The sequence below is a fragment of the Serratia sp. CY84636 genome (assembly GCF_052166245.1).
GTDB lineage: Bacteria > Pseudomonadota > Gammaproteobacteria > Enterobacterales > Enterobacteriaceae > Serratia > Serratia nevei.
In genome coordinates, this window is the sequence record NZ_JBJNOX010000015.1 from 26,027 (window position 1) to 38,843 (window position 12,817).

12 protein-coding genes are annotated in these 12,817 nt (G+C 61.2%); 3 read left to right on the forward strand and 9 right to left on the reverse strand.

Annotated elements, in window-relative coordinates; genetic code table 11:
- Nucleotides 1-14 precede the first annotated feature (14 nt).
- From recG to ACJ8QI_RS23685, 6 genes are all read right to left on the reverse strand, one after another.
- Nucleotides 15-2,096, reverse strand: coding sequence for an ATP-dependent DNA helicase RecG (gene recG / locus ACJ8QI_RS23660; protein ID WP_060441442.1), 2,082 nt, complete (start codon nucleotides 2,094-2,096; stop codon nucleotides 15-17).
- A complete protein-coding gene (trmH, locus tag ACJ8QI_RS23665) occupies nucleotides 2,093-2,788 on the reverse strand; it encodes a tRNA (guanosine(18)-2'-O)-methyltransferase TrmH (RefSeq protein ID WP_060425007.1) in 696 nt (231 codons plus the stop codon). The genes recG and trmH overlap by 4 nt, the downstream gene beginning before the upstream one ends.
- Before the next feature lie 5 nt (nucleotides 2,789-2,793).
- Complete coding sequence (gene spoT / locus ACJ8QI_RS23670; RefSeq protein WP_019452189.1) at nucleotides 2,794-4,905, reverse strand: bifunctional GTP diphosphokinase/guanosine-3',5'-bis pyrophosphate 3'-pyrophosphohydrolase; 2,112 nt, start codon at nucleotides 4,903-4,905, stop codon at nucleotides 2,794-2,796.
- Between the two features lie 18 nt (nucleotides 4,906-4,923).
- Complete coding sequence (rpoZ, locus tag ACJ8QI_RS23675; protein ID WP_004931221.1) at nucleotides 4,924-5,199, reverse strand: DNA-directed RNA polymerase subunit omega; 276 nt, start codon at nucleotides 5,197-5,199, stop codon at nucleotides 4,924-4,926.
- A 54-nt stretch (nucleotides 5,200-5,253) separates the two neighbouring features.
- Nucleotides 5,254-5,877 (reverse strand): guanylate kinase, encoded by a 624-nt coding sequence (gene gmk, locus ACJ8QI_RS23680; protein ID WP_004931218.1) that lies wholly within the window; start codon nucleotides 5,875-5,877, stop codon nucleotides 5,254-5,256.
- A 205-nt stretch (nucleotides 5,878-6,082) separates the two neighbouring features.
- A complete protein-coding gene (locus ACJ8QI_RS23685; protein ID WP_089186608.1) occupies nucleotides 6,083-7,606 on the reverse strand; it encodes an MFS transporter in 1,524 nt (507 codons plus the stop codon).
- A 115-nt stretch (nucleotides 7,607-7,721) separates the two neighbouring features.
- Between ACJ8QI_RS23685 and ACJ8QI_RS23690 the strand changes: the two genes are divergently transcribed.
- Complete coding sequence (locus ACJ8QI_RS23690; RefSeq protein WP_336844449.1) at nucleotides 7,722-8,618, forward strand: LysR family transcriptional regulator; 897 nt, start codon at nucleotides 7,722-7,724, stop codon at nucleotides 8,616-8,618.
- On the opposite strand, the gene ACJ8QI_RS23695 is transcribed toward ACJ8QI_RS23690, so the two are convergent.
- Nucleotides 8,612-9,229, reverse strand: coding sequence for a trimeric intracellular cation channel family protein (locus tag ACJ8QI_RS23695; RefSeq protein ID WP_025304704.1), 618 nt, complete (start codon nucleotides 9,227-9,229; stop codon nucleotides 8,612-8,614). The two genes, ACJ8QI_RS23690 and ACJ8QI_RS23695, sit on opposite strands and share 7 nt — an antisense overlap.
- Nucleotides 9,230-9,482: 253 nt before the next feature.
- Here ACJ8QI_RS23695 and ACJ8QI_RS23700 point away from each other — a divergent pair, with 253 nt between their 5' ends.
- The gene (locus ACJ8QI_RS23700) at nucleotides 9,483-9,917 is read left to right on the forward strand and encodes a DUF3574 domain-containing protein (RefSeq protein ID WP_055317175.1); all 435 of its coding nucleotides are present in this window, start codon (nucleotides 9,483-9,485) and stop codon (nucleotides 9,915-9,917) included.
- A gap of 34 nt (nucleotides 9,918-9,951) precedes the next feature.
- On the opposite strand, the gene ACJ8QI_RS23705 is transcribed toward ACJ8QI_RS23700, so the two are convergent.
- Nucleotides 9,952-11,136, reverse strand: coding sequence for a NupC/NupG family nucleoside CNT transporter (locus ACJ8QI_RS23705; protein WP_102779649.1), 1,185 nt, complete (start codon nucleotides 11,134-11,136; stop codon nucleotides 9,952-9,954).
- 360 nt (nucleotides 11,137-11,496) lie between these two features.
- Between ACJ8QI_RS23705 and ACJ8QI_RS23710 the strand changes: the two genes are divergently transcribed.
- A complete protein-coding gene (locus ACJ8QI_RS23710; RefSeq protein ID WP_442533172.1) occupies nucleotides 11,497-11,886 on the forward strand; it encodes a hypothetical protein in 390 nt (129 codons plus the stop codon).
- Between the two features lie 55 nt (nucleotides 11,887-11,941).
- Here ACJ8QI_RS23710 and ACJ8QI_RS23715 read toward each other — a convergent pair whose 3' ends face one another.
- Nucleotides 11,942-12,805, reverse strand: coding sequence for a YicC/YloC family endoribonuclease (locus ACJ8QI_RS23715; RefSeq protein WP_015379441.1), 864 nt, complete (start codon nucleotides 12,803-12,805; stop codon nucleotides 11,942-11,944).
- Nucleotides 12,806-12,817: the final 12 nt, after the last annotated feature.

Below are 12,817 nucleotides of genomic sequence, written 5' to 3' on the forward strand. Positions count from 1 at the left end.
TGCGGCGCCCTTTTTTATGCGTTGGAGTAGCGTGCCTTCTCCGGCAGCCAGCGTTCGATCAGCGCCTGGGCGTGCTCCGGATAGTGCTGATGGAGATGGCGAGCGACGCGCTGCACTTCGGGGATCATCGCCTGGTCGCGCAGCAGGTCCGCCACCTTGAATTCGGCGCTACCGGTCTGGCGGGTGCCCAGCAGCTCGCCCGGGCCGCGGATCTCCAGATCGCGCTGCGCGATGACGAAGCCGTCGTTGCTGTCGCGCAGCACCTGCAGGCGCGTTTGCGCAGTCTTGCTCAGCGGCGTTTTGTACAGCAGCACGCAGTGTGAGGCCACGGCGCCGCGTCCTACGCGGCCGCGCAGCTGGTGCAGCTGCGCCAGGCCCAGCCGCTCCGGGTTTTCGATGATCATCAGGCTGGCGTTCGGCACGTCGACGCCGACTTCGATCACCGTAGTGGCGACCAACAGCTGCAGCTCGCCCTGTTTAAACGCCTGCATCACCGCCTGCTTTTCCTGCGCTTTCATGCGGCCGTGCACCAGCGCCACCTTCAGCTCCGGCAGCGCGGTTTTCAATTCTTCCCAGGTGGCTTCCGCCGCCTGCGCTTCCAGCAGTTCGGACTCTTCGATCAGCGTGCACACCCAGTAAGCCTGCCGCCCCTCTTCCAGACAGGCGCTCTTCACCCGTTGAATGATGTCGGCGCGGCGGGTATCGGGAATGGCGACGGTGGTCACCGGCGTGCGGCCCGGCGGCAGCTCGTCGATGACCGAGGTATCGAGATCGGCATAGGCGGTCATCGCCAGCGTGCGTGGGATCGGCGTGGCAGTCATGATCAGCTGATGGGCGTGGAAGCCCTGTTCTTCGCCTTTCTCCCACAGCGCCAGCCGCTGATGCACCCCGAAGCGGTGCTGCTCATCGATGATCACCAGCGCCAGGCCGTTAAATTGCACCTGCTCCTGGAAGATGGCGTGGGTGCCGACCACCATCGACACCTGACCGCTGGCGATGGCCTCCTGCTGCGCGATGCGCGCCTTGCCTTTCTGTTTGCCGGCCAGCCAGCCGACCTCCAGCCCCAGCGGTTCGAACCACTGGCGGAAATTGTTGGCGTGCTGCTCGGCCAGCAGCTCGGTCGGCGCCATCAGCGCCACCTGCTTGCCGTGCGCGATAGCGCGCAGCGCCGCCAGCGCCGCCACCAGCGTTTTGCCGGAGCCGACGTCGCCCTGCACCAGTCGCATCATCGGGAAGTCTTTTTGCATATCGGCTTCGATGTCGGCCACCACGCGCGTTTGCGCGCCGGTCGGCGAGAACGGCAGCTGGGCGAGAAAACGGTTTTTCAGCCGATCGTCTGGCAGCAGCGGCTGCGCCTGGTAACTCTGGGCGCCGGCGCGCACCGCCAGCATGCTGAGGTTATGCGCCAGCAGCTCTTCGAGGATCAGGCGTTTTTGCGCCGGGTGTTTGCCCAGCTCCAGATCCGCCAGCTGGATATCCGGCGGCGGGCGATGCAGGGTGTGCAGCGCCTGCGGCAGGCTCATCAGGCCGCCGCTCAGCTCCGACGGCAGCAGTTCGGCGATGGCGCAGGTATCCAGCAGCTCCAGCGCCTGATCGGTCAGCTTGCGCAGCGTGGCTTGCCGCACCCCTTCGGTGGTGGGGTAGACCGGCGTCAGCGACTCCTGCAGCTCGACTTCGCTGGCTTCGCCCTGAATGCGGTATTCCGGATGGATGATCTCCGCGCCGTGGTTGCCGCGTTTGATCTCGCCGTAGGCGGTCACGCGGCGGCCGGTGGCCAGGCTGTTCTTCATCGCGGCGTTGAAGTTGAAGAACCGCATGGTGAGGATGCCGGTACCGTCGCTGATCTGGCAGGTCAGCATGCGGCGGCGGCCGAAGCTGATGTCGCTGCGCAGCACTTCCCCTTCTACCGTGGCGTAGATGCCCGGCAGCAGATCGTTGATCGGGTAGAGGCGAGTGCGGTCTTCGTAGCGCAGCGGCAGGTGCAGCAGCAGATCCTGAATGGTCTCGAGGCCAAGCTTGGCCAGTTTGCCCGCCTGGCTGGCGCCAACCCCGGAAAGCGTGGTGAGTGGGACAGCATCCAGCAGGCGGCCTTTCATTTGCGCACCGTCGCCTGCATGGCCGCCCACCATTCGGCGCTGGCGATCACCTGGCCCTGCTCGTCAATCTGCGGGCGTGGCAGCCCTTTGCGCTTGGCCACGTTGGCCAGCACCGGGTAGCCACCTTCGAACAGCAGACGCTGCTGCTCTTCTTCATCCAGCATGCTGTTGTCGCGGCGATACAGGCCGGCGTTCTGCCGCTGGCGCTGCGCTTCATACAGGATCAGTGCCGAGGCCACGGAGACGTTGAGCGATTGCACCATGCCGATCATCGGAATGACGATGTCCTGATCGGCCAGCGCCAGCGCTTCTTCGGTGATGCCGGTTTTTTCCTGGCCGAGCAGCACGCAGGTGGGCCGGGTGTAATCCACCTCGCGGAAATCGACCGCGCGCGCAGACAGATTGGTGGCCAGAATTTGCATGCCCTGCGCTTTCAGGTGACCGACCGCGTCGCCGATGGAGCGATGGGTTTTGACGCTCACCCAGCTGTTGCTGCCGGCGGCGGAGGAAACCAGGGTGCGCATGCGGGTGGTGGGCCACACGGCGTGGACCTGATGCACGCCGACGGCGTCGGCGGTGCGGATAATGGCGGAGACGTTATGCGGCTTGTGCACTTGCTCCAGGCAGACCGTCAAATCCGGCTGCCGGGTCGCGAGCATTTCACAAATCCGCGCATAGCGTTCAGGACTCATAAGCGCTAGTTTCGGTTGCGGTTAACTTTGATCACATCCGGCATGATACGGATTTTACGCATGATGTTTGCCAGATGGATGCGATCGCGGGTGGTCAAGCGGATAAAGGCGCTATAAACCCGACCGTCTTTCTCTTCGGTGTTCAGGCTCTGAATATTGGACTCGGCTGCGTTGATCGCCGCCGTCAGGTTGGCCAGCGCGCCCTGGTGGTTGAACATGTCCACCTTGATCTCGGCGATGAACTCCTGCTCGGTCTCTTTATCCCACTCGACCGCCATGAACTTCTCAGGCTCTTTCTGATAGCCGCGAATATTGCGGCAGGATTCATGGTGGATCACCAGCCCTTTGCCCGGGCTGACGTGAGCGATAATCGGGTCGCCCGGAATCGGACGGCAGCACTTGGCGAAGGTGATCAACACCCCGTCGGCGCCCTTGATGGCCAGGTTACGCACGCCGGAGGAAGCGCCCAGGCTGGACTGATCGCCCTGCAGGTTCTTCGCCACCACCACGCTCATGGCGTTGCCGAGGCCGATTTCCGCCAGCAGATCGTCCAGCGTCGCCAGCTTCATGCGGTCCAGCTCGTGCTGAATGTTTTCCTGCGGGATTTCGGCCAGCTTGCGGCTGCCGCCCAACGCGTGGTTGAGCAGACGGCGGCCGAGGCCGACGGAGTCGTCGCGCTTGAGATTCTTCAGCATCTGGCGAATTTTGGCGCGCGCTTTCGAGCTGACTACGAAGTTCAGCCAGGCGGCGTTGGGCCGCGCGCCCGGTGCGGTGATGATCTCGACGGTCTGGCCGCTGGTCAGCGACTGCGACAGCGGGTATGGCTGACGATCGACGCGCGCGCCGACGCAGGCATGGCCGATATCGGTATGCACCGCATAGGCGAAATCGACCGGCGTGGCGCCGGCGGGCAGCTCGACGATGCGGCCTTCCGGGGTGAAAACGTAAATCTCATCCGGGAACAGATCGGATTTGACGCTCTCGATAAATTCAAACGAACTGCCGGCGCTTTGCTGCAGCTCCAGCAGGCTTTGCATCCAGCGCTGGGCGCGGATCTGCGCCGTGGTGCCGGTTTCGCCCTGTTCTCTTTCCTTGTAAGCCCAGTGCGCGGCCACCCCCATCTCAGCCATCTGATCCATGTCTTCGGTGCGGATCTGCACTTCGACCGGCACGCCGTGCGGGCCGATCAGCGAGGTATGCAGCGATTGATAGCCGTTGGCCTTGGGAATGGCGATGTAATCTTTCACTCGCCCCGGGCGCGGTTTGTACAGGCTGTGCACCTGGCCGAGCACGCGGTAGCAGGTATCGACCTCTTTCACGATCACCCGGAACGCGTAGATATCCATGATGGAATGGAAACGCTGTTCTTTGAGGTGCATCTTGAGGTAGATGGAGTAGAGGTGTTTTTCCCGCCCGCTGACGCGGCAGGCGATGCCGGCTTCGGTCAGCCGCCCTTCGATCTCGGAGAGGATTTTTTGAATCATCTCTTTGCGGTTGCCGCGCGCGGCTTTCACCACTTCCTTGATCACGCGATAGCGGTTCGGGTACAGCGCCTCGAAGCCCAGCTCTTCCAGCTCGGTCTTCAGGTGATGAATACCCAGACGGTGGGCGAGCGGGCTGTAGATTTCCAGGGTTTCACGCGCGATGCGCCGGCGTTTGTCGGGGCGCAGCGAACCGAGGGTGCGCATGTTGTGCGTACGGTCGGCCAGCTTGATCAGCACGACGCGGATATCCTGCACCATCGCCATGATCATCTTGCGGAAGTTTTCCGCCTGCGCTTCTTTCTTGTCCTGGAACTTCAGCTTGTCGAGCTTGGAGACGCCCTCAACCAGTTCGGCGACGCTCTTGCCGAACAGCTGTTCCATATCTTGATAGGTGGCTGGGGTGTCTTCGATGACGTCGTGCAGCAATGCCGCCATCAGCGTCTCGTGATCGAGACGCATTTCCGCCAGGATGCAGGCCACGGCGACCGGGTGAGTAATGTAAGGCTCACCGCTGGAGCGTGTCTGGCCCTCGTGCGCGTCGCGCGCGACGAGGTATGCCTGTTTGAGGCGCTTAATCTGCTCCTCGGGCAGGTAACGTTGAATCAGCAGATTCAGGCTTTCAAACAGGTACAAGGCGGACTCGCAGTCTAATTAACGACGACCTTCAGCAATCGCGGTAACCGCTTGAATCTCTGCGGCTTCCTGCTCTTGCTGTTCCTGGCGCTCACGCACGTCGAGGATCTGGCTGGTGATCAGGCCTTCTTCGATTTCGCGCAGGGCGATAACGGTGTACTTGTCGTTCTCTTCCGGAACCAGTGCATCTTTACCGCCGGTCTGGATCTGACGCGCCCGACGAGCAGCGACCAACACCAGGTCAAAACGGTTACCAATTTTCTCTACAGCGTCTTGAACAGTTACGCGTGCCATATTTGTGCTACTCCACAGGTGACGAAAAGACTGGGCATGATACTGAAACTGCCTTCAGTCTGCCAATAGTTTGCTGATTAAAGCGTCATGCCGCAGCAACTGGCGGCCCAAACGCAGGCGTTCGGCGCGAATGATGGTCTTCAGATCGGACAGCGCCAGATCGAAATCATCGTTCACAATCAGGTAATCGTACTCCGCATAATGCGTCATTTCCGCCACGGCCTGAGCCATGCGCTTGGCGATCACCTCTTCGGAATCCTGCCCGCGCCCGCGCAGGCGGCGGCCCAGTTCTTCCTTCGACGGCGGCAGAATGAAGATGCTGCGCGCCTGCGGCATTTTGGCGCGGATTTGCTGCGCGCCCTGCCAGTCGATATCCAGAAACACGTCTACGCCGGTCGCCAACACTTGTTCGATGGCGGCGCGCGAGGTGCCGTAATAGTTGCCGAACACTTCGGCGTGCTCAAGAAACGCGTCCTGCTCGATCATCCGGCGGAATTCGTCTTTCGAGACGAAGAAATAGTGTTCGCCGTGATTTTCACCCGGGCGGCTGTCGCGCGTGGTGTGCGAAACCGAAACCTGCGTGTCGTACAGCGGTTGCGTCTTTAACAAAGCCTGAATCAGACTTGATTTACCTGCGCCACTGGGAGCAGAGACAATATAAAGCGTGCCTTGAGCCATGATGATGTTCGTTGATAACGGTTGATATGCCAATAACAGCGGATGTGTATTTTCTCCGCACAGTATACACGGCTAACGCGCCGGGTGCAGCGTTAGCTCGCATTTTGCCCGCCGCTTTGCGCGGAAAAAGCGGCGAATGAGCGAATTTGCGCGTCGAAGGGCAACATTTCAGCTGTTTTGGCCTCGGCGGCGAGGCCATGTCAGATTACGGCGCGTCGGTAATGCGGGGGGCGGACGAAGGGGTTTCCCGTGCGGGGTGGCGGAGAAAGAGAAAGATAATGACGGCGGACGCCAGCGTCGTCAGGGCGAGTAGGTACAGCAGATTCTGGAAAGCCAGTTCGTAGGCGTGCTTCAGCCGTGCGGCGTCCGCATTGAGCAGGGCGGTCGCCCGCGGCATATCCCCCATGGCCAGGGCGTGCGCGCCGGCGGCGTTTGCGGTTGGGGGAGCGAGATGGCGCCCAACCAACAAGGCCAACAGGGCACCGACGATCGCCAATGCAATGCCTTCCCCCGCGACGCGAACGGTGCTGAAAATGCCGGTCGCCATGCCCGCTCGCTCTCGTGGCACGACGCTGACGGCTAAACCGTCCATCAATCCCCAGGGCAAGCTGATGCCGCAACCGATGGTCAGCATCGGCAGCAGTAACCGCGCGAGCGATTGCCCCGGCGCATAGTGCGCCAGCCATGCCAGCCCGGCGGCGCAAATCAACAAGCCGAGGCTGGAAACGGCGCCGGCGGAAAAGCGGTGAGCGAATGCCCCGGTCAGCAGCGGCAGCGCCAGCATTGGCGCGGACAACGTCAGCATCATCATGCCGGTTTCCACGGTGCCGTAACCCTCGATGCCGATAAATCGGAGGGGAAGCAGCACCAGCAACACCACGTATGAATAGGCCGGCGCTGCCGCCAACAGCTGTACGCCGACAAAGCGCGGGTAGCGAAACAGCGACAGATCGAGCATCGGCCGAGCGGTGCGGCGTTCAATCAGGATAAAAGCCAGCATAAACAGCAGCGCGCCGGTCAGCGGCCTAATGACTTGCGCGCTGCTCCAGCCGCTGTCGGGCGCCAGCAGCACGGCGTAAGTCAACAGCGACAGCGCCAGCGTAAAGACGATGGCGCCGGGCCAATCGAGGCGAGAGGCGGCGGGATCGCGCGATTCGGGCATATCGCGCTGGCCGCTGAACAACGCAATGGCGCTGAGCAGCGCCAGGCAGAGAAAAAGCGCACGCCAGCCGAAGAGCTGCGTCAGCGTGCCGGCCAGCAGCGGACCGAATGCCAGCCCGATGCCGAACGTGGTGCCCAGCAGGCTGAAGGCCTTGCTTCTCTCCGGCCCGTTAAATACCTGGGCCAGGCTTGCGGTTCCGCCGGCCAGTGCGGCCGCGGCGGAGATGCCTTGCAGCGCGCGTATCGCGTCGAAGGACATAATGTCTTGCGCCGCGCTCATGAGCAGAGCGCTGAGCGCGAGCGCCGCCAATCCACAGATAAACACGCGCTTGCGGCCAAAACGATCGGCGAGCGCTCCGGCGAGCATCAGGCTGCAGCCGAAGGTCAGCATAAACGCGTTGGTGACCCAACTGAGCGCGACCAGTCCGCCGCCCAAATCTTTGGCGATTGCGGTGAGCGCGACTGCGGGGCCGGTAAAGCTCAGCGGCATGATCAGGCCCGCGAGACACACGGAAAAGAGTATGAGCCAGCGCTGCGGGGGCACATTCCGGGATGGATGAGCGTTCATGGGCGATTCCTGATGCGGTGGTTTCGATGGGTATGGATGATAAATAAGACTGAATAGGTTAAAAATAAGGCTGAATTCCACACTTTCAGGACAAAAACGCTCTAATGGGGGCCATATGGAAAGTTTGAGCGGGCTGCTGGCGTTTGTTCGCGCTGCCGAATCGTGCAGCTTTGTCGCTGCTGGGGAGCGATTGGGGGTGTCGGCCTCGGCGGTGGGTAAAAGCGTGGCGCGGCTGGAGGCGTCGTTGGGCGTTAGGCTGTTCAACCGCAGCACCCGGCGCATCAATTTGACGGAGGAAGGGGCGCTATTTTACGAACGCTGCCGGCGTATTGTTAGTGACATCGAGAACGCTGAAGCCGAGATGGCACGTATTTCAGAGGCGCCGCGCGGCAAGCTGCGCGTCAGCATGCCCGCCATCGGTTACCGCATGCTGGTGCCGCTGTTGGCTGATTTTACCGCGCGTTATCCTGAGATTGAGTTGGATGTGGACTTCAACGATCGCATCGCGGATCTGATCGCCGAGGGCGTTGATGTGGCGGTTCGCGGCGGAGAGCTGGCTGATTCCCGCCTGATGGCGCGGCGTCTTGGACCGTTTCGCCAGGTTTTGGTCGGCGCGCCGGACTACTTCCGCCGGCGCGGAACGCCGTTGAAACCGGCGGATCTGCTCGAGCATGCTTGTTTGCGTTATCGCTTCCCGGGCGGGCAGCAGTTGCAGGCGTGGCGGCTGAGCGCCGACGATGAGGCGCTGTCGTTAAGGTTGCCGGTGACGATGAGTTTCAGCAGCGTTGAGGCGCTAATCCATGCGGCGCAGCAGGGATTGGGCATCGCCTACCTGCCGGATTTCACTTTGAGCCAGGCCCTGCGCGGCGGGCAGCTGACGGCGGTGCTGCAAGACAGCACGCCCGAGCGCGGCGCGTTTTCTGCCGTGTGGCCCTCTAATCGGCACATGTTGCCGAAAGTCCGGGTGTTCGTGGATTATCTGGCGCGGTACATGCTGCCGGACGATCAGTGATCCGGATGCTGGTAGTTGAACACCGGCAGGCCGAGGCGGAAGCGCAGGGCGATCAGGCGCGCGCTCAGGCCGGCGACCAGCGTGAGGATCACCACCAGATTGTGCGGCAGGCTGAGGTGCTGCAGGCCGATATACAGCCAGGCGGCGCTGAAGGAGATGCCGGCGTAGATCTCTTTCTGGAAAACCAGCGGGATACGGTTGCAGAACATATCGCGCAGCACCCCGCCGAAGACGCCGGTGATCACCGCGGCGATGGCGGCGATAATCGCGCTGTGCCCCATATCCAGCGCCACCTGCGCGCCGATGATGGAGAAGACGATCAGGCCGACGGCGTCGAGCACCAGGAACAGGCGGCGCAGATGGCGCATCAGGGGGGCCACCCAGGTGGTGACGATCGCCGCTATCGCGACGATGACGATGTATTCCGGGTGTTTGACCCAGCCCAATGGAAAATGCCCGAGCAGCATATCGCGCACCGACCCGCCGCCGATCGCCGTGACCGAAGCGATGATGATCACGCCGAACATGTCCATTTGGCGGCGGCCGGCCGCCAGCGCGCCGGTCATGGCTTCGGCGGTGATGCCGATGATATAAAGGATGCTCAGTAACATAAGGGATTCACAGCGTACTTGCGTCAGAATGATGGCCGGCAGGGTAATCGCCGCCGATGGCGCGCGCCACTGAGTTTTTTTCACCGATGGCGTTTCGGATTAATTTAGCTAATCCAAACTCCGTTTTTATTGCCGATAACCAGCCTTTTTTAACATCTGGCTGTTGATGAAAGCATTAGAAATTTCGCGCTGGTTTCCATCGCTGACTATGCTTTTTGCAGCTAATCCTTCAACCGAGAAACCGAGACTGCAGATGAAAAACTCCCCGAAACTGGCCGCCGGCGCCGTGGTGGCCGCCCTGCTGCTGAGCGGCTGCGTGGCACCAGGCCACCAGGCTGTGTCACCCGCTCCGGCTTGCCACACCGGCGATCCGATGATGCAAACAACGCTCTACTTCGGCCTGAATCGCCCGGCGGGGCCGGCGATCACCGCCGCCGAGTGGCAAACCTTCGTCGACAGCCAGGTGACGCCGCGTTTTAAAGACGGGTTGACGGTCTTTGATGCCAAAGGGCAGTGGCTGGGCCACGACGGCAAGCTGGCGCGCGAGAACAGCAAGGCGCTGCTGTTGATCCATGCGCCGGGCAAAGAGAGTGAGGCGAATATCGAGGCGCTGCGCAGCGGCTATAAGCAGCAGTTTGCGCAGGATTCGGTGATGCGGGTGGATGCGCCGGTGTGCGTGGCGTTTTAAAGCGAACTCCCGGCCATGCGGCCGGGAGTGGGGATTACAGCACCAGGCCGGCGATGGCCGCCGACAGCAGGCTCACCAGCGTCGAGCCATAAACCAGCTTCAGGCCAAAACGGGAAACTACGTTGCCTTGCTGCTCGTTCAGCCCCTTGATGGCGCCGGCGACGATGCCGATGGAGGCGAAGTTGGCGAACGACACCAGGAACACCGACAGAATACCCAGCCCGCGCGGCGACAGCTCCGCCGCGATTTTCTTCAGCTCAATCATCGCCACGAATTCGTTGGCCACCAGCTTGGTCGCCATGATGCTGCCCGCCTTCAGGGCCTCCTCCGCCGGGATGCCGATCAGCCAGGCCAGCGGATAGAACACATAGCCGAGGATCTGCTGGAAGCTGATACCGAGCACCGCGGAGAACAGCGCATTGACGGCGGAGATCAGCGCGATAAAGCCGATCAGCATCGCCGCGATGATCATCGCAATCTTGAAGCCGGCCAGAATGTACTCGCCCAACATTTCGAAGAAGCTCTGATCTTCATGCAGTTTGTTCAGCTTCAGCTCCGGCTCGTCTTCGACCTGATACGGGTTGATGATCGACAGAATGATGAAGGTGCTGAACATATTAAGGATCAATGCCGCCACAACGTACTGCGCGTCGATCATCGACATGTAGGCGCCGACGATGGAGAGCGATACCGTCGACATGGCGGTCGCGGCCATGGTGTACATGCGGCGCGGCGAGATATCGCCGATGATGCCTTTATAGGTGATGAAGTTCTCCGACTGCCCCAGCACCAGCGTGCTGACGGCGTTGAACGACTCCAGCTTGCCCATGCCGTTGACCTTGGATAGCAGGGTGCCGACCAGGCGGATGATCAGCGGCAGGATGCGGAAATGCTGCAAAATGCCGATCAGGGCGGAAATAAAGATGATAGGGCACAAAACGCCGAGGAAGATGAACGCCAGGCCATCCTTGCTCATGCCGCCGAACACGAACTCCGATCCTTGGGCGGCGTAGGCGAGCAGGGTGTCGAAGAAGCCGGCGACGTGTTTGATCACGCTGAGCCCGCTGGCGGAGTGCAGGAAGAAATAGGCCAGCGCGCCTTCGATCACCAGCAGCTGGATGATATAGCGCAGGCGGATTTTCTTGCGATTATTGCTGACCAGCAGCGCCAGGGCGATGATCACCACCAGAGCCATAATAAATTGCAGAATTTGTGGCATAAACGGTCCGTACGGTTCACGGGCAGAGAAAAAACACATTTAGCCACAGCATCGACGTCCTTTCATTACCTTGCGTGATAATTAGAACAAAATACTTATGGCATGCGGGATATCTTGCCAAATGTCATCCACACGTGCTGTCCGGCAGTTTTTCATAAGCTTCCCGGTGAGCCGGTTCCCCAGGGGCTTGCCGGCTCGCAACCTGATGCAATCACTGTCACTCGCATGCAAACGCCTGGAATCTGGCTCGCAACTGGTGCTTTTTCATGGCGTAAAGCGTGGTTTTCTCGAGGGAGGCAAAGAAAAATGCCTGAACAAGGCGCCACGACCGGCGCATCTTCTCGGATAAGGAGGCGAACAATGAATACCGGCACGTTGCTCAGGGCGCTGGCCAACGGGGTTAATCCCGACACCGGCGAGCTGTTGAGACCGGCTTCGGCGGCCTGCGCGCCGGAGGCTATCCGCCTGTTGTTCGCGTTGGCCAACGAGTTCGACGGCGAAGCCGAACTGCAGAAAAAAGCCCGGCTGACGCCGGAGGAGAAGCGGCAGAAGAATCTGGCCGAGGGGTGGCCGGCCAATGCCTACTTCCCTTGGCCGGAAGAGGAAAAGCTGAGGTTGCGCGAGAGCCATGCGGCCGGGGCGACGCTGGAAGCGCTGAGCGATGAGTTTGAACGCTCAACCTGGAGCATTGCGGTGCAGCTGCAGAAAATGGGGCTGATGGGCGAAGAACAGGTGGCCGCTTATCGCTGAGCTGCAGCCATAAAAAAGCCCGCTTGGCGCGGGCTTGATGGCGTGCGGGGCAGGATCACTCGATGTTCTGGATCTGCTCGCGCATTTGCTCGATCAGCACTTTCAGCTCGATGGCGGAAGCGGTGACGTCGGCATTGATCGACTTGGAGGCCAGGGTGTTCGATTCGCGGTTGAACTCCTGCATCATGAAGTCGAGGCGGCGGCCGACGGCTTCTTTCTTCTTCAGGATGTTGTGCGTCTCTTTCACGTGCGCTTCCAGACGATCCAGCTCTTCGGCGACGTCGATGCGCTGCGCCATCAGCACCAGCTCCTGCTCCAGGCGGGTGTTTTCCAGCTGTACCTGCGCCTCTTCCAACTTGCTGACCAGGCGTTCGCGCTGCCATTGCAGGATGTTCGGCATCTGGGCGCGCACTTTGACCACTTCGGCGCTGACGCCGTCGAGGCGTTGTTCGATCAGCGTTTTCAGCGCGGCGCCTTCGCTTTCGCGTGCGACGATGAAGTCATCCAGCGCGCCGTCCAGCGCCTGCATCAACTCGGCGCTGATGGCGTCCAGATCCTGCTCCTGCGCGGACATCACGCCCGGCCAGCGCAGCACGTCGATCGGGTTGATTTCCCCTTCGTCGCTCTGCATTTTCACCCAGTTGGCGGCTTCAACCAGCTGTTTGGCCAGTTTTTCGTTCAGGATCAGCGAGCTTTGCGCGCTTGGATCCAGTTCGAAACGCAGGTTGCATTCGACTTTGCCGCGGGTCAGGCGGCCACGGATACGTTCACGGATCACCGGCTCCAGGCTGCGGAATTGTTCCGGCAGGCGGATGTAGGTTTCTAAGTAGCGCTGGTTAACGGAACGCAGCTCCCAGGCTGCGCTGCCCCATTCACCCTTGATTTCACGCCGGGCGTAGGCGGTCATGCTGCGGATCATTGATGCGTACCC

Bases quoted from the DNA above. Each gene is read 5' to 3' on its own strand.
- recG (WP_060441442.1), bottom strand. From the start codon at position 2,096: ATGAAAGGCCGCCTGCTGGATGCTGTCCCACTCACCACGCTTTCCGGG.
- trmH (WP_060425007.1), bottom strand. From the start codon at position 2,788: ATGAGTCCTGAACGCTATGCGCGGATTTGTGAAATGCTCGCGACCCGG.
- rpoZ (WP_004931221.1), bottom strand. From the start codon at position 5,199: ATGGCACGCGTAACTGTTCAAGACGCTGTAGAGAAAATTGGTAACCGT.
- gmk (WP_004931218.1), bottom strand. From the start codon at position 5,877: ATGGCTCAAGGCACGCTTTATATTGTCTCTGCTCCCAGTGGCGCAGGT.
- ACJ8QI_RS23685 (WP_089186608.1), bottom strand. From the start codon at position 7,606: ATGAACGCTCATCCATCCCGGAATGTGCCCCCGCAGCGCTGGCTCATA.
- ACJ8QI_RS23690 (WP_336844449.1), top strand. From the start codon at position 7,722: ATGGAAAGTTTGAGCGGGCTGCTGGCGTTTGTTCGCGCTGCCGAATCG.
- ACJ8QI_RS23695 (WP_025304704.1), bottom strand. From the start codon at position 9,229: ATGTTACTGAGCATCCTTTATATCATCGGCATCACCGCCGAAGCCATG.
- ACJ8QI_RS23700 (WP_055317175.1), top strand. From the start codon at position 9,483: ATGAAAAACTCCCCGAAACTGGCCGCCGGCGCCGTGGTGGCCGCCCTG.
- ACJ8QI_RS23705 (WP_102779649.1), bottom strand. From the start codon at position 11,136: ATGCCACAAATTCTGCAATTTATTATGGCTCTGGTGGTGATCATCGCC.
- ACJ8QI_RS23710 (WP_442533172.1), top strand. From the start codon at position 11,497: ATGAATACCGGCACGTTGCTCAGGGCGCTGGCCAACGGGGTTAATCCC.
- ACJ8QI_RS23715 (WP_015379441.1), bottom strand. From the start codon at position 12,805: ATGATCCGCAGCATGACCGCCTACGCCCGGCGTGAAATCAAGGGTGAA.